This is a genomic window from Gilliamella sp. CG16, assembly GCF_046635785.1.
GTDB lineage: Bacteria > Pseudomonadota > Gammaproteobacteria > Enterobacterales > Orbaceae > Gilliamella > Gilliamella apicola_I.
Map to the genome: position 1 here is coordinate 52319 of NZ_JBIDFL010000001.1, position 22692 is coordinate 75010.

The 22692-nt window shown below is 34.6% G+C and carries 20 protein-coding genes; 14 read left to right on the forward strand and 6 right to left on the reverse strand.

Annotated features, from left to right (window positions below; all coding sequences use genetic code 11):
• Positions 1–10 precede the first annotated feature (10 nt).
• The 3 genes from ACGH47_RS00235 (at position 11) to ACGH47_RS00245 (ending at position 3487) form a co-directional block, all read left to right on the forward strand.
• On the forward strand, positions 11–793 hold the full coding sequence (locus ACGH47_RS00235; protein WP_411622310.1) for a YchF/TatD family DNA exonuclease: 783 nt from the start codon (positions 11–13) through the stop codon (positions 791–793).
• Positions 786–1895, forward strand: a complete 1110-nt coding sequence (locus ACGH47_RS00240; protein ID WP_267351050.1) for a cupin domain-containing protein — start codon at positions 786–788, stop codon at positions 1893–1895. The genes ACGH47_RS00235 and ACGH47_RS00240 overlap by 8 nt, the downstream gene beginning before the upstream one ends.
• A gap of 350 nt (positions 1896–2245) precedes the next feature.
• The gene (locus tag ACGH47_RS00245) at positions 2246–3487 is read left to right on the forward strand and encodes an MFS transporter (RefSeq protein ID WP_411622312.1); all 1242 of its coding nucleotides are present in this window, start codon (positions 2246–2248) and stop codon (positions 3485–3487) included.
• Positions 3488–3584: 97 nt separating this feature from the next.
• Here the strand turns inward: ACGH47_RS00245 and ACGH47_RS00250 are convergent, their stop codons facing one another.
• The 4 genes from ACGH47_RS00250 to ACGH47_RS00265 all read right to left on the reverse strand — a co-directional run bounded on the left by ACGH47_RS00250 (position 3585) and on the right by ACGH47_RS00265 (position 6769).
• Positions 3585–3983 (reverse strand): hypothetical protein, encoded by a 399-nt coding sequence (locus tag ACGH47_RS00250; RefSeq protein WP_411622314.1) that lies wholly within the window; start codon positions 3981–3983, stop codon positions 3585–3587.
• Between the two features lie 373 nt (positions 3984–4356).
• Positions 4357–4887, reverse strand: a complete 531-nt coding sequence (locus ACGH47_RS00255; protein ID WP_267351045.1) for a hypothetical protein — start codon at positions 4885–4887, stop codon at positions 4357–4359.
• A gap of 139 nt (positions 4888–5026) precedes the next feature.
• Positions 5027–5914 (reverse strand): SDR family oxidoreductase, encoded by an 888-nt coding sequence (locus ACGH47_RS00260; protein ID WP_411622316.1) that lies wholly within the window; start codon positions 5912–5914, stop codon positions 5027–5029.
• Between the two features lie 402 nt (positions 5915–6316).
• Entirely contained in the window at positions 6317–6769 is a 453-nt protein-coding gene (locus ACGH47_RS00265; protein WP_411622317.1) for a hypothetical protein, read from the reverse strand.
• Positions 6770–7240: 471 nt separating this feature from the next.
• On the opposite strand from ACGH47_RS00265, the gene ilvG reads away from it, so the two are divergent.
• From ilvG to ACGH47_RS00295, 6 genes are all read left to right on the forward strand, one after another.
• Positions 7241–8917, forward strand: coding sequence for an acetolactate synthase 2 catalytic subunit (ilvG, locus tag ACGH47_RS00270; protein ID WP_411622319.1), 1677 nt, complete (start codon positions 7241–7243; stop codon positions 8915–8917).
• A 3-nt stretch (positions 8918–8920) separates the two neighbouring features.
• A complete protein-coding gene (gene ilvM / locus ACGH47_RS00275) occupies positions 8921–9154 on the forward strand; it encodes an acetolactate synthase 2 small subunit (RefSeq protein ID WP_411622321.1) in 234 nt (77 codons plus the stop codon).
• 167 nt (positions 9155–9321) lie between these two features.
• The gene (locus ACGH47_RS00280; RefSeq protein WP_267351037.1) at positions 9322–10251 is read left to right on the forward strand and encodes a branched-chain amino acid transaminase; all 930 of its coding nucleotides are present in this window, start codon (positions 9322–9324) and stop codon (positions 10249–10251) included.
• Between the two features lie 137 nt (positions 10252–10388).
• Positions 10389–12239: a dihydroxy-acid dehydratase gene (ilvD, locus tag ACGH47_RS00285; protein WP_220215393.1), complete on the forward strand. Its 1851-nt coding sequence runs from the start codon at positions 10389–10391 to the stop codon at positions 12237–12239.
• A gap of 2 nt (positions 12240–12241) precedes the next feature.
• Positions 12242–13780 carry a threonine ammonia-lyase, biosynthetic gene (gene ilvA / locus ACGH47_RS00290; protein WP_220215394.1) on the forward strand — a complete coding sequence of 513 codons (1539 nt, stop codon included), beginning with the start codon at positions 12242–12244 and terminating at the stop codon, positions 13778–13780.
• Between the two features lie 100 nt (positions 13781–13880).
• Complete coding sequence (locus ACGH47_RS00295; RefSeq protein ID WP_411622322.1) at positions 13881–14861, forward strand: Gfo/Idh/MocA family protein; 981 nt, start codon at positions 13881–13883, stop codon at positions 14859–14861.
• Between the two features lie 128 nt (positions 14862–14989).
• Here ACGH47_RS00295 and ACGH47_RS00300 read toward each other — a convergent pair whose 3' ends face one another.
• Positions 14990–15910, reverse strand: coding sequence for an L-lactate dehydrogenase (locus tag ACGH47_RS00300; RefSeq protein WP_411622324.1), 921 nt, complete (start codon positions 15908–15910; stop codon positions 14990–14992).
• 373 nt (positions 15911–16283) lie between these two features.
• Positions 16284–17159, reverse strand: a complete 876-nt coding sequence (locus ACGH47_RS00305; protein WP_411622326.1) for a WYL domain-containing protein — start codon at positions 17157–17159, stop codon at positions 16284–16286.
• A gap of 169 nt (positions 17160–17328) precedes the next feature.
• Between ACGH47_RS00305 and ACGH47_RS00310 the strand changes: the two genes are divergently transcribed.
• From ACGH47_RS00310 to ACGH47_RS00330, 5 genes are all read left to right on the forward strand, one after another.
• Complete coding sequence (locus tag ACGH47_RS00310; RefSeq protein ID WP_411603612.1) at positions 17329–17502, forward strand: hypothetical protein; 174 nt, start codon at positions 17329–17331, stop codon at positions 17500–17502.
• A gap of 194 nt (positions 17503–17696) precedes the next feature.
• Positions 17697–18722 (forward strand): CBASS cGAMP-activated phospholipase, encoded by a 1026-nt coding sequence (locus tag ACGH47_RS00315; RefSeq protein WP_411622327.1) that lies wholly within the window; start codon positions 17697–17699, stop codon positions 18720–18722.
• Positions 18723–18750: 28 nt separating this feature from the next.
• On the forward strand, positions 18751–19935 hold the full coding sequence (locus tag ACGH47_RS00320) for a CBASS cGAMP synthase (RefSeq protein ID WP_411622329.1): 1185 nt from the start codon (positions 18751–18753) through the stop codon (positions 19933–19935).
• 16 nt (positions 19936–19951) lie between these two features.
• Positions 19952–20419, forward strand: coding sequence for a Mov34/MPN/PAD-1 family protein (locus ACGH47_RS00325; RefSeq protein WP_411622331.1), 468 nt, complete (start codon positions 19952–19954; stop codon positions 20417–20419).
• Between the two features lie 2 nt (positions 20420–20421).
• On the forward strand, positions 20422–22254 hold the full coding sequence (locus ACGH47_RS00330) for a ThiF family adenylyltransferase (RefSeq protein WP_411622332.1): 1833 nt from the start codon (positions 20422–20424) through the stop codon (positions 22252–22254).
• Positions 22255–22692 lie beyond the last annotated feature (438 nt).

A 22692-nucleotide genomic window follows, 5' to 3' on the forward strand; every position in this document is an offset into this window, starting at 1 on the left:
AGAGCTTTATATGTATTTAATTGATTCTCACTGCCATTTAGATAGCTTAGATTTTAGCAACAAATCGATTGATGAAGTATTGCAAGACGCAATACTTCACGATGTTAAACACTGCTTAAGTGTAGCAACCACGCTTTCAGGCTATGAATCGATGAGAGATTTTTTAAAACCCTATACTAAACAGTGCTCATTTTCATGCGGTATTCATCCTCTTAATTTAGAAGAAGAAAGCTATGACGCCGATCGCTTTGAAACATTGGCAAGCCAAGATAATGTAATTGCGCTGGGCGAAACTGGGCTTGATTATTACTATCAACAAGATAATCTTGAACAACAACAAGCAAACTTCAAGGAACATATTCGGTTAGGTCGTAAACTCAATAAACCTATCATTGTTCATACACGCAATGCACGCCAAGATACCTTAAGAATCTTAAAAGAAGAGCATGTTTATTCTGGGGTCTTACACTGTTTTACCGAAGATATCGATACGGCCAAACAATTGCTAGATATCGGTTTTTATATCTCTTTTTCGGGCATTATCACCTTCAAAAATGCTGAATCATTACGTGAAGTTGCCAGATATGTCCCCATGGATCGTATTTTAGTTGAAACCGATTCACCTTATTTAGCACCTGTTCCCTATCGAGGGAAAGAAAACCAGCCAGCTTATGTTCGTGAAGTTGCTGACTATTTGGCAGTATTGAAAGGTGTTTCTATAGACGAAATAGCACAACAAACAACGAATAACTTTTGTCAATTATTTAATTTACAAGGGGCGTTACATGAGTAATAAGTTAACCATAGATTGGGATGATTTTTTAACGAATTATTGGCAAAAAAAGCCAGTTATTTTACGTGATGCTTTTAAACACTTTGTTGATCCTATCACGCCTGAAGAACTTGCAGGTTTAGCGATGGAAGAAGAGATTGATAGCCGAATAGTTACCAACAAAAATGGGAAATGGGATGCTCAATTTGGTCCTTTTATCGACTTTAGCCATTTAGGTGAAAACCATTGGAGTTTGCTGGTACAAGCAGTTGACCACTGGCATGAACAAGCAGCCACCTTAGTTGCCCCTTTTAAATGCTTGCCTCAATGGCAATTTGAAGATCTGATGATTTCTTACGCAACAGATAAAGCAGGCGTGGGACCTCACATTGACAATTATGATGTATTTATCATACAAGGCAAGGGATGCCGACGTTGGCAAGTTGGCGACCGAAACGAACACTACAAACAATTTAGTGCTCACAAAGCGTTGCTACATGTTGAAAGTTATCAACCCATCATTGACGAAGAAATTACAGCAGGCGATATTCTGTATATACCGATAGGCTTTCCACATAATGGTGTCTCAATCGGCGAATCGCTTAGTTATTCAGTCGGTTTTAGAACCCAAACGTCTCAAGAACTATTAAGTGGCTTTGCCGATTATGTTATCGACAACCTACCCAATGGCATATTTTACCAAGATCCCAACTTAACATTACCTAAAGATTCCTATCGAATACAATCCTATGAATTAGAAAAATTACAAAACCAGATAATTGAACTGGTTAGAACGCCTAAACTCTTTAACGATTGGTTTGGTAAACACATTACTATTCCAATGCATGAATTAAATATTGTTCCTGTCGAGCCACCATATCAATTTGATGAATTTGTCTCGCTTTTAAAAACTAATAATCTGTGCCGAGTTCCGAGCATACGCATTCTAAAAGTAGGTGATTATGGCTATATTCATGGTGAAAAAATCCATTTGCCGATGCCGGTTATTGATCTTTTATGCCAAGAAGAAGAGCTTTATTATGAACAGCTAGAAGATGAATCGACTTTAAAGGTCATTTTGGATTTAGTCAATAAAGGCTATTGGTATTTTATCGAAGACTAATCAAGATTATCCGCTGGGGAACACTCAGCGGAAATTAGCTATCAATCATTTAAATTTAAAAACTAAGATTTACTTAATAAATCATCTATACCCTGTCACGATTCTTTACACAAAATAAAATTATCACTAGTAGATGCATCCTTTAATATTTTTATATATAAAGTTACTTACAAGAAATGATTATTTTCTAGCAAATAACCAATTGTAAAGGCTTTTAGCTTGGATTTTTAAAGTTTTTAAGTATATACTTTGCACCGCTTTTAAACGACCTTATTGAATTAGCCTACAACCTATTTTAAAAAGTAAAGTTTAAATAAGTAACTCACTATTCACAATCATTAGAGGTAAATATGAAAACTGCGATAGACCCAATTAAACAAGCTGCAAGTGAAACTGGATCCACCACAGCTTATCAAAAAAGAACGCTTTTTGCCTCTACAGTCGGCTATGCATTAGATGGTTTGGATATGATGATTTTAGGGGTCTGTTTTACCCTAATTCAAGCAACTTTTAATCTAACCAAAACCGATTTAGGAACATTAACTTCAGTAACATTATTAGGTGCTGTACTGGGCGGAATTCTTTTTGGAACCTTAGCAGACAAATATGGTCGTGTTAAAGTCTTTTCATGGACAATTATCATATTTTCTGTATTTACCGGGCTGTGTGCTATTTCACCAAATTATGAAAGCTTTTTAGTTTTCCGTTTTTTAAGTGGTCTTGGACTAGGTGGAGAATTTGGCATTGGCATGACGTTGGTATCAGAAACATGGCCAAAGCATAAACGTTCAAGAGCGACATCGATTGTTGCGTTAGGATTTCAGTTAGGCATTATACTGGCAACCTTAACGGTAAATTTTGTAGGAGAAGCACACGGTTGGCGTTGGGCTTTTGCTGTCGGAGTACTTCCTGCTTTGTTTGTTGCCTGGACACGTAAAGGATTGAAAGAGCCTGAAATTTGGCAATCATTAAAAGATCAAAACAAAAATAAAATTGCATTAGGTAAACTATTTAAAAATGTCAAAACATCAGCAACCACGGTTGGTTTAACCATTGCTTGTGCCGTACAAAACTTTGGTTTTTATGGCATCATGACTTGGATGCCAACCATGATCGCAACCGAACGTGGTTTATCATTCAAAAATACGCTATTTTGGACGATATCCACCACAATTGGTATGTCATTAGGTATCTTAATTTTTGGTTGGCTATGTGACAAATTTGGACGCCGTCCTTCTTATATTGTCTTTCTATTAGTTTCAGCGTTATCTATCTGGTTTTACTTTCAACAAACCGATATGATCGTTTTGATTTTATTTGGTTCAGTCATTGGCTTTTTCGTCAACGGCATGATGGGGGGTTATGGGGCATTACTGGCCGAACATTATCCGACAGACGCTCGTTCAAGTGCTGAAAACATTATCTTTAATGTTGGACGAGGCATTGCTGGCGTATCACAAGTCTTAATTGCTTATTTAGCGACAGTTTATTCAATAAGCTACGCACTAGCGCTATTATCTGCGGCTTATCTATTATCCGCTGCTGCATTTATGTTTTTAATTCCAGAAACAAAAGGAAAAACGTTAGAATAATTTCTATTATTACAGGGCTTAACCCTGTAATAATACCGCCCAACATAGCAAAAATATCATGTGGTACACAAAAGTGAATAGTTCAATGCAATGACAATTATCTTGTACAATCTGTTGATTTGACGTTTATGGATAACATTTTTTTATTATTCAAGTAATAATCATATCGAATACCATCCATGAATATTTCTTTAAAATGAGCAATACCTTTGTTATCAGAACAATAAAGCTCAAGAATCTCTGTGCGAGATGATTGTTCAAACTCTGGTGAGGTTAATTCTACTTCTTCAATATTTTTTATTTCGTATTTATATATAAACTGATCGTTGTCCTTTAAAACATCCACTAATGTAAAATTCTCATCATAAACAATAGGAAGTTGTTTTTTCATTGAATCAATAACTATACGTTGATTTTTTTCTTTATAGCTCCCACTATCACAACCAAATAGCGCCAAACTCCATACCAATAATGCAGATATTTTTTTATATTTCATGCTATTACCCATAAGTAAAATTAATATTATTTTGTTTTTTCCATTTTAAATAAAACAATTAATAAAAAAATAAAAAGTCCCTATATAATTTGAATGAGGATTTTAATTTATATGGTTAAAATTTTACAACATAAAATATATTCTTATTTTAATAGTAAGCGTCAATATCAATACACTGTGTTAATTAAACTTTAGGTAATAACCTGATCGTTATCTTCTATCATTAGAAAATCATCATTTAATTAACTAACATAAATACATCATTTTGAGTTGATAATCTTCATTTTTTAAAATGATATTTAGATTCACATCTTTCTCAATAAACAAAATAAAAAAAGGGCTATTAATAGCCCTTTTCACCTTAATCGATACTCTACAATTTACCATCACAATCACTTGGTTTGAGATTAAGTGTTAATGCGTTACTATTATTGATATAGTAATTATGTGTAGCACCTTCAGGGAAAGCAAGTCTTAATGCTTTCTTCATTAAATCTGTACTACAATAATCGGTGAGTAAATTATTTAATAATGTCTTTTGAGTATTCTCAACTTTTAAATCATCTGGCGTCACACCTTTGACATCATATTTATAATTAATCGTGTTGTTTTCTTTGGATACATCCACCAGCGAAGTATTCTGATCAATATTCATTGGTAATGTTTGTTTAATATTTTTAATCACCGCATCTTGTGCAAGATTATAGTTACCCTCTTTTAACTTATTCAATATATCGTTACTTTCTGCTTTTGCTTGTTCAAAATAATCTTGTGTTTTATCGCTGATATCTGCACCTGTTTGCTGTACTTTCTGTTTAATATCATCAACAGTCGATTTAGAATTATCACAGTTAACTAAAAAAACACCTAATAATGCAAGCGTGATTACTTTAAAAAATTTCATTTTTTTGCCTTTATTCTAAGTTAAGTTTTAACACTATTATGAACAATGCATAATAGAACGTGATTTAAGATGTCTAGCTTAAAAATTTTTTGTAATAAAAGAGCCTGAGCAGCTCTTTTATCACGATATAAACATGAGATTAGTTGGTATGCTCACCACCCGTTACACCATAAGTTTCTGCAGTGGTATAACTTGACTCTTCTGAAGCTAAATGTACATAAACCCCTGCAAGTTCAACCGGTTGCCCTGCTCTTTTAAGTGGTGTTTCTTTACCAAATTCAGGAATTGCATCGCTGAGTTGTCCGCCACAAACTTGTAACGGCGTCCAAACCGGACCGGGTGCAACACTATTAGCACGAATACCTTTACTTGCTAATTGCTTAGCTAATGCTTTTGTAAAAGCGATAATTGCCGATTTAGTTGAAGCATAATCTAATAATGTTGGGCCTGGTTGGAAGGCTTGAACAGATGAAGTAGTAATAATTGTCGATCCTGGTTTTAAATAACCTAATGCCGCTTTAGTTACCCAAAATAGCGAAAAGACATTAATTTCGAACGTTTTGCGAATATGCTCTGTAGTCAGATCCATAATATCAGCAACCGCAGTTTGTTTACCTGCAACCAATGTTAGATTATCTAACCCACCAAGTTTATGATGAGCTTCATCGACCATTTTTTTACAAAACGCTTCATCACTTAAATCGCCGGGTATCAATACGGCTTTACGTCCGGCAGCTTCAATAACTTTTGCCACATCTTCAGCATCTTTTTGCTCATCAGGATGATAATTGATCGCTACATCTGCCCCTTCTTTGGCATACGCGATTGCCGCTGCACGACCAATACCCGAATCGCCACCTGTGACCAACATTTTAAGACCTTCTAAACGTTGATGACCTTTATAGCTTTTTTCACCACAGTCAGGAATCGGATTCATCTCACATTGCAAACCGGGTGCTTTCTGTTTTTGTTTTGGAAATTTTTCATGATAATATTTGGTCGTTGGATTACAGGTTTGTTTACTCATAATTTTCTCCTAAGTTAAACACATACATGTTCATAAACGATAAATAACTTAAACAAAATCAATTAACAATGACAAAACCGTATAACTTGAAAAAAGTAGAAACGAATCAATTAACAATATTGATAAATAAGATGAATAGAGATAAAAACTTAAATATTTTTTTAAAAATCATTAATCTGTGACGAACTGAATCAAATATAATTTTAACTGTGGCTGTCCATAAGTAACGGGGCGAGAAAACAATTTATCAATCAACAAGAAGAAAATTCATAAAATTTGATAAACGATCTCAGTTTAACAAATAAACTTCTATTAAGCCAGCACACAACAAATTAATCCCAATACTGCAAAACTTAATGATCTATGATTGTTTGATTAAAAGGATAAATTATCAATAAACGATCATTTATCTGTCTGACAATCATCCGGATTAAGTTCAACAATAATGATCTCTTCATTATTGATGAAGTAATGATAGTGGGCGCCATTTGGAAACACATTTTTCAGTTCTTTCATTTGTGGCACATTTTGGCAATAATCATCAAGTAAATTACTTTGTAAAGTATCAAGCGTCGACGTTAATAATAGTGCCTGTTTTGGTGTGTTTTTTACGCGATATTTATAATGGATAATATTATTGTCAGCAAAAACATCAAATAGCGTTGTCAATTCATCAATTTCAATCGGTAACTCGTTTTTTACTGCATTAATTTCTAAATTTTGCGAAGTGAGCAAATCATTATTGGGTTTAGTTGAACTGTCAGCAGCGGAATGATTTGACGCGGGCTTAGCATTATCACAATTAAGTAACACAAAACCAAAACTTATTAACACTATTATCTTTAATATGTTCATACATATTTCGCCTTTTTTTATTTTAAACGTGTATTTTTGATATTAAACAGGATAAATAAGCAGATAAAAACGATTAATGATTAACATTTATACACTAATCTTTGAAAAATGCCAATTAAAAACTCGTGTCATAATCAAATCTTTTTAGACATCAATCTTTATTATTTTAAAACTTCTTGCAATCGCAAAAGCAAGACTCTAAAAAAACCCAAAAAAACAGTTGAATTTTTTTCTAAAACGAGTATTTTGTTAAGAATACTTACTCAAAGAAGCAAAAAAATTTAAATAAAACGTATGAATTTTTCACTTATTATCGTCCTCATCAACATTCTTGTCAGCGTGGTCATTATTCCAGCGCGGGGGCGTTCTTTGAGTTAAAAAAGCTTCATAGTTAACCCAAAACCCCCGCCCCAAAAAGCGGGGGTTTTTTTATGAGCAATGCAAATACCTGAAAAAAAGAGCGAGGAATAAATGTTAGGAACACAGTGGATAGTAAAAACCTTAAAAGAAAAAGGCGTTACCACCGTATTTGGGTATCCTGGTGGACAAATTATGCCTCTGTATGATGCCCTTTATGATGGCGGTATTGAACACGTGTTATGTCGTCATGAACAAGGTGCAGCAATGGCTGCTATAGGTTACGCAAGGGCGACAGGCAAAACAGGGGTATGTATTGCCACATCGGGGCCGGGAGCAACCAATATTATCACAGGACTTGCAGATGCGTTGATTGATTCAGTTCCAATCGTTGCAATAACGGGGCAAGTACCTAATAACTTAATCGGTACCGATGCCTTTCAAGAAGTTGATGTATTAGGTTTGTCATTGGCGTGTACTAAACACAGTTATTTAATTGATGATGCGCATGACTTACCCAATATATTCGAGGAGGCATTTACCTTAGCCAACTCAGGCAGACCGGGACCAATATTGATTGACGTTCCGAAAGATATCCAGCTTGCCGACTTAGATTACCAACAATATTTAACCAACCACACTTCTCAAAGTTATCTCAACAAATCAAAATCCTTTGTTATCTCTTCTGATGATATAAAATTAACTAAAGCGATGATTCAAGATGCTAAAAAACCCATGCTTTATATTGGTGGTGGAGTTGGGCTTTCTGGCGCGATATCAGAATTAAGACAATTTATGGAAATGACTCAAATTCCGAGCGTTTCAACCTTAAAAGGATTAGGGGCTGCTGATATCAATAATCCCTATTATTTAGGATTAATTGGCATGCATGGATCTAAAGCAGCGAACTTAGCCGTGCAAGAGTGTGATCTATTAATTGCGTTAGGGGTACGATTTGATGACCGTGTTACCGGAAACCTGAATGAATTTGCTCGCCATGCTAAAGTCATTCATATTGATATCGATCAGGCTGAAATTAATAAATTAAAGCAAACGCATTTAGGGTTACAAGGCGATATCAAACAAGTCTTACCTTTAATTCACCAAACCGTATCGATAGAAGAATGGCACAAAAGAATAGACCAATTACGAAAAGCGTATCCAACTCGTTATGATCATCCGGGTGAACCTATCTATGCCCCAGCGTTACTAAAAAGCCTTTCAGAACAAAAAACAGCTACCACAATTGTCACTACCGATGTTGGTCAACATCAAATGTGGACAGCTCAGCACATGCAATTTAACCACCCACAAAACTTTATTACTTCTAGTGGACTTGGCACAATGGGGTTTGGTTTACCAGCAGCCATTGGAGCACAACTAGCAAGACCAAATGATTGTGTGATTTGCATTTCTGGCGATGGCTCTTTTATGATGAATGTTCAAGAGCTGACCACAATTAAACGCAAAAAATTACCGATTAAGATTGTATTAATTGATAATCAACGTTTAGGCATGGTTAGACAATGGCAAGAACTCTTTTTCAATCAAAGATACAGCGAAACCAATTTATCTGACAATCCTGATTTTTTAATGCTGGCTAAAGCCTTCGATATCGACGGACAAAAAATTACCCAAAAATCAGAAATTCAACGCGCCATCGATACGCTATTAAATTCAACAGGTGCCTATTTATTACATGTGTGTATCGATGAGCTTGAAAACGTGTGGCCTCTTGTTCCACCTGGTGCTGCCAATGAAAATATGTTAGATAACAACAGTAAGGAGTAAAGGATGAGTAATAAAGATCAGCATCAATTTACTATCACCGTTTATGATAAATTAGGAACACTTGAGCGTATCTTACGGGTTATACGCCACCGTGGTGGTCACATTAAACAGATGCAAATGCAGACTAAAGATGATCAGATTCTATCATTATCTTTAGCATTAACAACAAAGCGCCCTATTTCAGCACTACTTAATCAGATCGACAAATTGGTAGACGTGATATCGATTGAAATATAGTTATTTTCAATAATAAATCATGATGAAATAATAAGTTAAATTTATAAAAGTATACACTTTAGCAGTTAAACAAAATCGATAGTGTAGTATAATGCTTGACCGTTTATTGTTGAAAGCACCGAGCTATATCTATGCTAAACAAAAGTAAAATTTAAGAGGAAATAAAAATGAGTTCTACAGCAAAATCGGATTATATTTGGTTCAATGGTGAAATGGTTCCATGGGCAGATGCTAAAATTCATGTCATGTCTCATGCTCTACATTATGGTACTTCAGTTTTTGAAGGAGTTCGTTGTTATAAAACTCATCAAGGCCCTGCTATTTTCCGTCATAAAGAACATGCACAACGATTGCTAAATTCAGCCAAAATATACCGTTTTCCTGTTCCTTACACGATTGAAGAAATCATGGAAGCAACGCGTCAAACTATCAAGAAAAATAACTTAGAAAGTGCCTATATTCGTCCTCTTGTCTTTATTGGTGATGTCGGTATGGGCGTTAATCCCCCTGCTGGTTATCAAACTGATGTCATGATTGCCGCTTTCCCTTGGGGTGCCTATTTAGGTGAAGATGCATTAGATCAAGGAATTGATGCGATGGTTTCTTCATGGAATCGTGTCGCATCCAATACCATTCCGGCAGCAGCAAAAGCTGGGGGCAACTACTTATCATCATTATTAATTGGCTCAGAAGCTCGTGCTAATGGTTTCCAAGAAGGGATTGCCTTAGATGTACATGGTCATCTTTCAGAAGGTGCGGGTGAAAATCTATTTATCATTAAAGACGGTGTACTATTCACCCCTGTATTATCTTGCTCTGCACTTCCTGGTATTACTCGTGATGCCGTATTAACGCTTGCTCGTGATTTGGGTATCGAAGTCCGTGAACAAATTTTATCGCGCGAATCACTCTATTTAGCTGACGAAGTCTTTATGACCGGTACCGCTGCCGAAATTACACCTGTACGAAGCGTTGACCGCATTCAAGTAGGTATTGGACGTTGTGGCCCAATCACTAAACAGATCCAACAAACATTCTTCGGGTTATTTAACGGTAAAACAGAAGATAAATATGGTTGGTTAGATATTATTAAATAATATCTCAAAAAATCCGCTAACTAATACGGCGGATAAATACTTTTTGTAATGTGATGCACATCAAAACATGATGGACTCATCAAAATGATAAACCGATTAAATCGGTCGCAAGTATAATAAGAACTTGGGAGCAACAAATGCCTAGATATCGATCAGCTACCTCCGTTGAAGGCAGAAACATGGCAGGAGCGCGCGCTTTATGGCGTGCTACTGGCGTAAAAAATGAAGATTTTGGTAAACCTATTATCGCCGTCGTAAACTCATTTACTCAGTTTGTACCGGGACATGTCCACCTTAAAGACATAGGACAACTAGTGGCTAAACAGATTGAAGCATCAGGTGGTATTGCTAAAGAGTTTAATACCATTGCAGTAGATGACGGTATTGCAATGGGGCATGGTGGTATGCTTTATTCGTTACCTTCACGTGAACTTATTGCCGATTCTGTAGAATACATGGTCAATGCGCACTGTGCTGATGCGATGATCTGCATCTCCAACTGTGACAAAATCACCCCCGGTATGTTAATGGCATCACTCCGTTTAAATATCCCAACGGTTTTTGTCTCTGGTGGCCCTATGGAAGCTGGGAAAACCAAGCTTTCAGATCAAATCATCAAACTTGATCTTGTTGATGCCATGATTCAAAGCGCCAACCCCAATGTCAGTGACGCCGACAGTAAAGCGATTGAAGAATCAGCCTGTCCGACGTGTGGCTCATGTTCAGGCATGTTTACAGCGAATTCAATGAACTGCTTAACCGAAGCTTTAGGGCTTTCATTACCCGGTAATGGATCACTCATTGCCACTCACAAGCAACGTGAACAACTCTTTTTAAAAGCGGCCAAACGCATAGTTGAAATTACCAAACGTTATTACGAACATGATGATGAATCTTATCTACCAAGAGCCATCGCCACCAAAGCAGCCTATGAAAATGCCATGTCACTCGATATTGCGATGGGAGGCTCGACCAATACCGTTTTACACTTGCTTGCTACAGCGCAAGAAGGCGAAATTGATTTTACGATGTCAGATATCGATCGACTATCTCGTCAAGTACCGCATCTGTGTAAAGTTGCGCCAAGTACAGCAAAATACCACATGGAAGATGTACACAGGGCGGGCGGTGTGGTATCCATCATGTCAGAACTTGACAAAGCAGGACTACTAAATCGCAATGTTCACAATGTGCTTGGACTGTCATTACAAGAAACCTTTGCACAATATGACATTACGCAAACCCAAGATGAAGAAGTAAAAAAAATGTATCGCAGTGGGCCGGCTGGCATTCGTACAACGAAAGCATTTTCACAAGATTGTTATTGGGACACACTGGATGACGATCGGGAAAATGGTTGTATTCGTGACAAAGCGCATGCTTATAGCCAAGACGGCGGACTTGCCACACTCTATGGTAATGTTGCCCAAGATGGCGCTATCGTAAAAACAGCCAGTGTTGCCGCTGAAAACCTTGTGTTTAGAGGGCCTGCAAAAGTATTTGAAAGCCAAGAAGATGCAGTTGATGCCATTTTAGGTGGAAAAATAGTTGAAGGTGATGTCGTTGTGATCATCTATGAAGGCCCAAAAGGTGGGCCGGGAATGCAAGAAATGCTCTACCCTACCAGCTATTTAAAATCAATGGGACTTGGTAAAGCTTGTGCACTTATTACTGACGGTAGATTTTCAGGCGGATCATCAGGCTTATCCATTGGACATATTTCACCAGAAGCGGCTAACGGTGGCGTAATTGGTTTGGTACGTGATGGCGATATTATTGATATTGACATTCCTAATCGAAAATTAGTTTTAGATGTGCCTGAAGATGAACTAGAACGTCGTCGGGTGGCAGAGCTTACTCGTGGCGACAAAGCATTTACCCCTCATAATCGTGACCGCTATGTGTCGTTTGCCCTAAAAGCTTACGCAAGTTTAGCGACCAGTGCTGATAAAGGTGCAGTCCGCGATAAAAGTAAACTAGGTGGCTAAAAGTGAAACAACAAACAATACTGACTGGTGCTGATTATTTAAAAGCAACGCTTTGCAGTGCCGTATATGATGTGGCGCAAGTCACACCGCTGGAAAAAATGGATAAACTATCTGCCAGACTAAACAATCAGATATTTGTCAAACGTGAAGATCGTCAGCTAGTGCACAGTTTTAAAATTCGAGGTGCACAAGCGATGATCGCCAGTCTTTCCCCAGAAGAGCGACAATGTGGCGTTATTGCTGCTTCAGCTGGAAACCACGCACAAGGCGTGGCATTTTCAGCTAGCAAATTAGGTATAAAATCGCTTATTGTTATGCCGTTAACGACAGCGGACATCAAAGTAGAAGCCGTAAAAGGATTCGGTGGTGAAGTTTTACTTTATGGTGCGAATTTTGACGAAGCCAAAGCCAAAGCCTTAGAATTAGCCAAAGAACAACGACGCATTTTTATTCCCCCTTTTGATCACCCACTGGTGATTGCCGGACAAGGCAGTATTGCCATGGAACTGTTGCAACAAAATGCCAAACTCGATCGCATATTTGTCCCCGTTGGCGGTGGTGGACTTGCAGCAGGTGTTGCAGTCCTAATTAAACAAATTATGCCATCGATTAAAGTCATTGCAGTTGAACCTGAAGATGCAGCCTGTTTAAAAGCAGCCTTAGATGCTGGTCACCCAGTTGATTTAAATCGAGTAGGTTTATTTGCTGAAGGGGTTGCCGTTAAACGAATCGGCGATGAAACATTCAGACTTTGCCAACAATATATTGATGATATTATTACTGTTGATAGCGATGAAATTTGTGCGGCTGTCAAAGATTTATTTGATGATGTTCGTGCCATTGCTGAACCATCGGGTGCGGTCGCACTGGCGGGACTGAAAAAATACGTTGAAAAACACAATATTCAAGGTGAAAACCTTGCTCATATCTTATCGGGAGCTAATTTAAACTTCCATAATTTACGTTATGTGTCAGAACGCTGTGAATTGGGTGAAAAACGAGAAGTCTTAATCGCCGTGACGATTCCGGAGAAAAAAGGCAGTTTCCTAAAATTTTGTCAGATCTTGGGGGGGCGTTCAGTCACCGAATTCAATTACCGCTATCATGATGAAGAATCGGCATGCATATTTGTAGGTGTTAAAATCACTAAAAATAGTGAAAAAGATGACATCATGCAACAACTCACTTCAGCGGGTTATCCCGTGGTTGACCTGACTGATGATGAAATGGCTAAACTGCATGTTCGCTATATGATTGGTGGCAAGCCTTGTCAGCCAATTCAAGAACAAGTTTACAGCTTTGAATTCCCAGAATCGCAAGGGGCATTACTCAAATTCTTACAAACACTTGGTACCAACTGGAATATCTCAATGTTCCATTACCGAAGCCATGGGACTGATTATGGTCGTGTTCTTGCTGCATTTGAAATTGACCAAACCAATAGCCATGATTTTGGTAAACACTTAACCGAATTAGGTTATGGTTTCCATAACGAAACCGAAAATCCATCGTTAAAACTCTTTTTAACCAATTCGAATTAAATAAAGGAAGACTATTCACTTTTACGGGCATTGATTAAAGTGGATAGTCCTAAATCTTAATCAAATAGTTTAAGCTTTTAAAAAAATAGATAGATTAACCATGATTAAATTAGCAACGATAGGCACCAATTGGATCACTGAAAAATTCATTGATGCGGCATTACAAACTAAACAATATCAATTAACCGCTATCTATTCCCGTGATATCAACAAAGCCAATGAACTGGCAAAAAAATACCAAGTTAATACGGTATTTGATAAGCTCACCGAGCTTGCTCAATATGCCAATGTCGACGTTGTTTACATTGCCAGCCCAAACTCACTCCATTTTGAACAAGCCAAATTGATGTTGGAAAATAATAAAGATGTAATATGTGAAAAACCATTAACCTCGAATTTGATGGAAACCCAAACATTAATTAATATTGCCAAACAACATAAAAAACTTATTTTTGAGGCACTTAAAACCGTTTATTTGCCCAATTATCAATTAATTCGGGATTATCTTCCAAAGTTAGGAAGAATTCGCAAAGCACTACTCAACTACTGTCAATATTCCAGCCGTTACGAAAGTTATTTGAATGGCAATAATCCCAACACGTTTAATCCCACCTTTTCAAATGGTTCTATAATGGATATTGGAGTTTACCCACTCAATTTTGGACTAGGATTATGGGGATATCCCAATAAAATAAATGCTAGTGCGACAAAACTTGCGTCTGGTGTCGATGCGCATGGCAGTGTTTTACTTAATTATGACGATTTTGATGTCATCATTTGGCATTCAAAAGTCAGTAACTCTTACCTTCCTAGTGAAATTCAAGGCGAAAATGGATCACTTATTATTGAAAATCTTGCCACTTGTGAGCGCGTTATTTATCAACCAAGAATCGGTGAAAAAAAAGAAATCACCCTTACACAACACAATAATGATATGTATGACGAAGCAGAAGAATTCGCTAAGCTATATCGACAACGCAACGTAGATCATAACGGTTTAACCTATTCGAAACTATCATCAACAATCTTGACTGAAATCAGAAAGCAAACAGGTGTGGTGTTTCCTGCCGATCAACCTTAAAGATCTTAAAAATATACAGAATGAAATAATAAGTTGCCAAACCTTTGTAGCAGAACGCTAACTAATACTAGCGTTCTGGGTGATATATCCGTTGACTGAGTATAAAACAACTATCCGACCAAACACGCTTATTTAATATGTGCAATATAACCCTTAATAATCTCGACACTATTTTTAAATAACTGCTTTTCATTATCTGAAAAATCTAACTCAATAATTTTTTTGATACCATGCTGATCTAAAATCGCAGGTACACCTATTGCCACATCTTGATAACCATACTCCCCATGTAAAATACAACTTAATGCTAACGCACGATGGCTGTTAGTAAAAATATGCTGACAAATTTCAGTAATCGTACTGGCGATACCATATTCGGTACAATGCTTAAATTTAGCTATTTCAAAACCTTTATTCTTCGCTTTGCTGCCAATATCATTAAAATCGATTCTATTTTTTTCGAGATGATTAAGGTTAATGCCATAAACCGATGAATGCGACCAAACGGGAAATTGTGAATCGCCATGCTCGCCAACAATAAACGCATCGATACTTTGTGGACCAATATCCATTTGTTCCCCCAATAAACGACGTAATCTTACTGTATCAAGCCAAACCCCAGTACCAATTATCCGATGACGAGGTAAACCTGATAATTGCCAAACTTGGTAAGTAATCGCATCACAAGGGTTAGTCGCCACTAAAAAAATCCCTTTAAAACCATTTTTCATCATATCTGGCACAATCGTTGCAACAATTTTTGACGTACCAGCTAGCTCCTCCGCTCGGCTTTTTTGCGCTAATCCCGAAGTAACCGTAATAATCGCAATATCAATATCAGCACAATCATTGGCATCACGTAAACTGACTTTAATCATGTTTTGCCGATAAGCAGCCGCATCTAATAAATCCTGAGCATGACCATAAGCCCGATCTTTATTTACATCAACCAGTACAATTTCTTCACAAATACCACGATTAACCAAGGTATAACCCGTCGTGGAACCCACATTCCCTACTCCAATAATCATGACTTTACGTAGTTTCATAATAAACTCCAATTATTTAAAAAATGAAATAAAATCAATAGAAATACAGATACGAAAGGGTTTGTCATCACAGCGTTAGTATTGCATATTCTTGTGTAAACGGGGAATAGTTTTCTTATGTTAATGGTGTTAGTGTTGAAGCTGTTTTATTGTATTAGAACACTAAATCTAGTTTGGCGGTATTATCTGCCGATTCGGTTTTTTTCAGTATATATATAGCGATGTCGGATCCGGTAATTAATAAAATAAATTTTTCTGATATATCAAGGTATTTCAATTATGACCGGATTTTTATATTTACAAAAAAATCCAGTAATTTATAATATTAATTAGAATAAATCCGATAATTTATAAAAAAATAAATCTAATTTTTTTATAAAAAAGTTTTTTTAGGTGCTAATTTTTTTATACTTTCTATATTTTTCAATTGTTCAATATTTTTTAAATATAAATGGTGAGTTTGATGATCTAAATATATATCACCTGTAGAGCAATCAACACTCCATGCAAATAAAAAATATCCGGCAACGGCTTTCCTTACAGTACATTTTAACTCTCCTCTAATCATTTTATATTCATATTCAATTATATTCTTATGAAGTAGTTTTGGATGAGGAATAATTATTAAATCAATGAATTCATTCCATTCAGTATCTTTATCTTGAGTTTCTATTGGTTCAATTTGATATTCTGGTAAACATTCTGACTCTATAATTCTAGAGGTTGAAAAAGTTATAAAATTTTCTCGCACTCTATCATAAGCCCTTATATAAGTTCTTAATCCGTCATCCATAATAGAATGTGGGATTATTTTTCTTATTGTTTCTCTACCTTGATTTAATGATAAATATTTTATTTGTACCACCAGTTTATTCATTATTGCAGTTGTTATTGGAGCTAGTGCTTTTTGTTCAGGTAAACTTAATCGTTTAAATCGATAAGTAATAAAGCTACTTTGGTTTGGATATGTTTCTTGCTTTAACCAGAATAAAGCTTCCTCATCGGTTAAGTTATAGAGTTGTTGAAATGTTTCTTTAATCCTATTTTTTTTTGTTTTACTATCAAAAAAACAATTTTTATTATTACTTAAGTCGCTATACGATTTTATGTCACGAGTGGCAGTGGCTTCTTTAACGTTAAACTTAGACATAATATCAGATCTAGATATTTCACCTTTATATAACAAAGAAAATTCAATGTATCGTAATCTATCTCTTATGTTATCCGACAATAATTCAATATTATTCATTTTATTTTTTAGCGCCAATATTAATTTAATGCATACTATATATTGTGTTTTATTTATTGTAAAGATCTTTATGACTCCAAAAACAAGATCAAAATGATCTTGACTTGTTTTTAGCCAGTTGATAGCATAATAGTGTGATAATTTTGTCACGTATTGCAAGGAAAATGATATGGCAACAAATAAACCATATGGTGATGGTCACCGAATAGGGGCCGTGAAGGGGCGGAGTCAATTCCAGCACCCATCAGGGCATTGGATAAAAAGAAACACTGATACCGGAAAAATTATGGATGTTAAAACATCTAACTCTAACCCATTTAAAGGGGTTAGAAAAGAAAAGTAATTTTTTGATATATTAAGAAAATAGTATAAAGGTAATTACAATTAATGGATAAATTGCCGTTTAGCCATTTTTATATACGCTAATAAATATAATGTAGTTAACTAAAATTATCTCGCTACTTTACTACAATATAAACCTTAATACTATTTTTAATTAATAAAAGATATAAAAATAACATTTTGCAAGGGAATTTTATGAAAAAAAAAGAAAATAAAGAAAGATTTCGTATTTTAGCATTGTCTGGTGGAGGATATCGTGGGCTTTATACCGCTAAGGTACTTGCGGATATTGAGGAATATTTAAACGATCAATCTGATAGTAAAGATCGCTATATTTATATTGGAGAATATTTTGATTTAGTTACAGGTACTTCGATTGGAGGGATATTAGCCTTAGCAGTTGCATATCGTATAAAAATGAAAGATGTAGTAAAACTTTTTAAGGAAAAAGGAGCAACTATTTTTTGTAAACAAAAAAGGAGTTTTTGGAAGATAGTAAAGGCTAAATATACTCAAGATGGTTTGACAAAGGTCCTGAAGGAATGGTTCGGGGATAATACAATTGTTGATTTGAAAAATAATGTTGTTATACCTGCAATAGATTATAGTCAGGGTAGACCAGTTACTTTCAAAACACCTCATCATCCTAACTTTGTTCGAGATTGGAAATTAAAAATCAAAGATGTAGCATTGTGTACATCTGCCGCTCCAACTTTTTTTAAAAGGCATTCTATTGATAAAAATGAGTATGTTGATGGTGGTTTATTTGCTAATAACCCAGCACTTATTGGGTTACATGAAGCTGAATTCTTTTTTAAAAAGAAGATAGAAGATATATATATGCTGTCAATCGGTACATTGTCTGATCAAAAAAACATGAATCCATCTACGAATAAACTTGGGGGATTCTCTGATTGGGGGGAAGGTAACATTCTTAATGCAGCTAACAATATTATTGATTTAACATTCAGTGCTCAGCAACAGTTTATGTTGCAATTAGTTACACACAGAATGTCGGATTATCCAGATCATTTTTTCCAAATAGATGAAAAACTAGTAAATGCATCTGCGAATTATGTTGCATTGGATGCAACAGATACTCATGCTCAACAAGTATTAGAGTCAAATGGAATGCAATCAGCGAAAAAAGCCCTAGGTATTGAAGAGATTAGAGTTTTTTTTGATTTACCTGCAACTTCTCCAATTAGATTCAATCGTTAAAATAATGTTAATTAAGGATGAGGAAAATATGTCAAATAATTTACACAATGTATTTCGTTCAAGACCCAGTGGATTTGTTAATAAAATAAAACCAACTGAAGTTCAAAGAAACTACTTAAATGAATGTAGAGTAAAAGTTAGACGAAAAATTAAGCAAGGATTAAGTTCGTTTATTTCTGAATATACTGATTTTTTAGTATCTCCAAAATTTCGAATTCAAGGATCTTGGGCTTATGGAACTTGTAATCAACCCGCAAATCCACAACAAGAAATGGATATTGATTATGGTGTTTATTTACCTTCTAGTTTATTTAATAATGAGAGATCTGACTCACTTGCTAAAAAATATTTTAAAGCAGTTGAGGTTTTATTGATAGATTTAGCAAAAGAAGAACGATGGCAAATCGATTCGTCTAAAGAGACGTGTGTAAGATTAAAATTACAACATCAATCTCATATGGATATTCCTTTGTATATAGTTCCTGATGATATGTTTAACGATCTAGAAGAAAAGAATCAAATGATTTCGGAAGCGAGTTTAGCTGCGGATCAAAAAATGAGTATAAATAGCGTTTATTATTGTGGTTTAGAATGTTTTTCATATGAAGATAGACTAATAAAATTAGACAAGATAACAAAAATTCATATGGCTATAAGATCCGGAGGATGGAAAGAAAGTGATTGTGAAATTATTCGTAAATGGTATTCAGATTTTCTTTCTAAACAAGAGGATAAAGGACGGCAATTGAGATATATTGCACGTTATTTAAAAGCTTGGAGAGACTATATATTTCTTGAGGGTGGTCCTAGCTCTATTTTATTAATGGTTATAGCTAATCGATATTATTCTTACAAAGAAAACCGAGATGATATAGCTTTATTAAATGTTATAAAATTCCTACCTCAAGCATTAAAAAATGCAGTAATAGAACCATCGATACCAGAACATGAAAATGAAGATTTTAATAGAATTCCGTTAGACAAAAGAGCCGAATGTGCAGAAAAAGCTCAAAACTTATATAATCACTTAAAAACATCTATTAGTGTTAGTGATCCAAATAATGCAATTAGTTTTTTAAGATTCTCTTTTGGTAATAGAATTCCAACTGATATATCGTTAATTACAATAGATTCAGGAACAGATAGTTATTTTTCAGAATCACCGAAAAGAGTGGATAAACCTAATATTCTTCTTCCTGTAACGGGAGGTTAATTTGTATTACGAATGGATGAACCTAAAATTAGACTATTTTATTCGAATTGATCGCTCGGTCATGGATATTATTAATAATTATAGACAATCTGTATCTAATAATCTTCCAGAAGGCTGTGGAATAATTATTGGTGAAGTCAGAAATAAATCTTTGTGGGTAAAGGATATATCTGTACCTTGTGCTAGTGATATAAGGTCTCGTTATCAATTTTTAAGAACAGTAGATGGACATCAATTGTTCTTAAATAATTTGCATAATATATCTGGAGGTTATCTACGTTATATCGGCGAGTGGCACACTCATCCTGAGTTATACCCAAAGCCATCTAACGCTGATTATCTTGGATGGTCAGTATTAGTTGCAAACACTGAATTCAGTAGTAGCCATAAATTATTTTGGATTGCATCATCTAAAGATTATGAAGATGATTGGTTACAATTAATCTTTGGTGGCCAATATTATTCGTTATCTAGGGTAAAGTAAATATGACTACAAATATTACAGATATCTATATTTTGCTTGATGAGATTGGTTATAAGCTATTTACCAATGATCAAATTAATTTAGAAGATAAGATCTGGCAAAAAAAAATAAACCTATGTGGTATCAGTATTCAATTATTTTTAGAATTTAAAAATTGGAATTACCTAACACTACCATCAATATATATTCCTATGAAGGATTTTAAGAAATTAAGTGATAAAATTCAGCATATTAAATTTCCTTTGCCACATTTTAGTTTAGAAGGAAAAAAAGAATGGAATAATGAGGATTTCATGTGTGGATTTTGCTATGCACTACATGACAGAATTGAATTACCTCGACATCAATTTTATACGATGATTAAGTATATTGAAGATCAATGCCTAAAAGTACTTAATATACTTATAAATAACAAATCATTTAGAAAAGAGGTAAGTAAAGAGTTTTATAATATATGGAGATCTATTGCCTCATATAGTGCTTCATCCTATCAATATGCTTTAAAAACGGAAGATAATTTTTCTAATTTATTCATTGCTACTAAAGTCCCTGATGATATTACCCAAACGTATAACACTAATTTTTTCTTATTATCAAAGAACAATGAATCTTATAAACATCGCGTATTTAAAACAAAAGTTATTTTTATAAAAATTACGGATGGAAGAAAAATTCCTCTATTATATAACTTTTTTTCAGATTTATTCTTTGTTTCCTTATCCAATGTACTCTCTTTCCTTAAGGAATGGTCAATTCAAGGATATAACCTATTTTTGGATGTCTTAAAAAAAAATATAGGTCATAATATATTAGACAATGATTTTCTGAGTCTATGCTTTACTTATAGGGATCATACATATGCAATTAGTTTTGCCTGGAAAAATAAATATTTTAATAAAATAGTAAATAATAATTTAATGCATAAATCATTAAATATTTCAGTATTATGCAGCGTAGTAGATTCTTTAGATATGAATTCAGTCATAAATAGAAATATAAAAAATATTCAATCCAAAACCCTAAAAAATAAGAGAATAATGCAAGTCGGTGTTGGTGCTATTGGGGGATATCTTGCCGATGGAATAGTAAAAATTGGTGCAGGGATCTCTGAAAAGATAAATCGCGACCATAAATTATTACTTGTTGATAAAGATACTTTAAGCCCTGATAATTTAGGCCGCCACATATTAGGATATCGCTTTTTATCTTTTCCGAAAACTGTGGCAATGAAAGAATATATAGAAGAGCAATATGGTAAAAATTTTCCAAATATTATTTCAATCAATTCTAGTATTGATTTACTAACAGATAATGAAATTAATAAACATAATAATTTGAATTTAATTATTGATGCAACAGGATCATTAGAAGTAGCAGAATATATTAATGAACAGGTATTAAAAATACCATTATTTCAGCGTCCTCATGTGTTACATTTGTGGATTTATGGTAATGGTGAATGCGTGCAAGGCTTATGGGTAGATCCAAAAGTTAGAGAGAATTTAGGTGGGTGTATTAATTGCTTACATCTCTCTGGGTTTAATAAAAATGATCCTGATCTTTCTCCTTTAAAAGATATAGATTTTCAAAAAATTGTAGTGGAAGGTCCTTGTGCAGCATATACACCTTATGCTGTTTCTGCTGGAATGAATGCGGCTTCTTTAGGAATAGATATGATTTTAGAGTGGTTGAATACTGGTATTGTAGAGATGAATTATCAAACTAGATATAATTCAGCATATCATGGGAATAAGATTTCAAATATGCAATTAAGAAGGCAGCCTAGATGTCCCCATTGTCATGAAAAATTAGCTTTAAGCAAATATGAAAATTAAGAGCTCTGCTGATATTTTATTTTGTTAATGTAAAATGTCTGAGGAGTAATTTTTTATACACTACTTGTGTTAATTGGCATTCTAATTTCCTATAGCCAGCATCAATTGTATCTAGCTTTTTCATCAATTTTTTTGATGAAATTCCTTCTTCTTTAGCAAATTTAGATAAAATAATATAATTTTTTATTGAATATGTTGATATTATCTTAAGTGATCCAACGAGTATTATTTCCTTCAATTATGGTATATGGCATAAGTTCATAATTAACCAGATCATAAGCAAACTGTTGACTAATTCTTAGATGCTTGGCCATTTGTGGAATTGTCATATAAGTATGTTGTCTAGTTTTTTAATTGATCCAGCTAATAAGCTCTTTTGTTGGAATATGAATATTTCTTAGTGTCGACTTATCGATTTCTAGTATAAATAAATGTAAT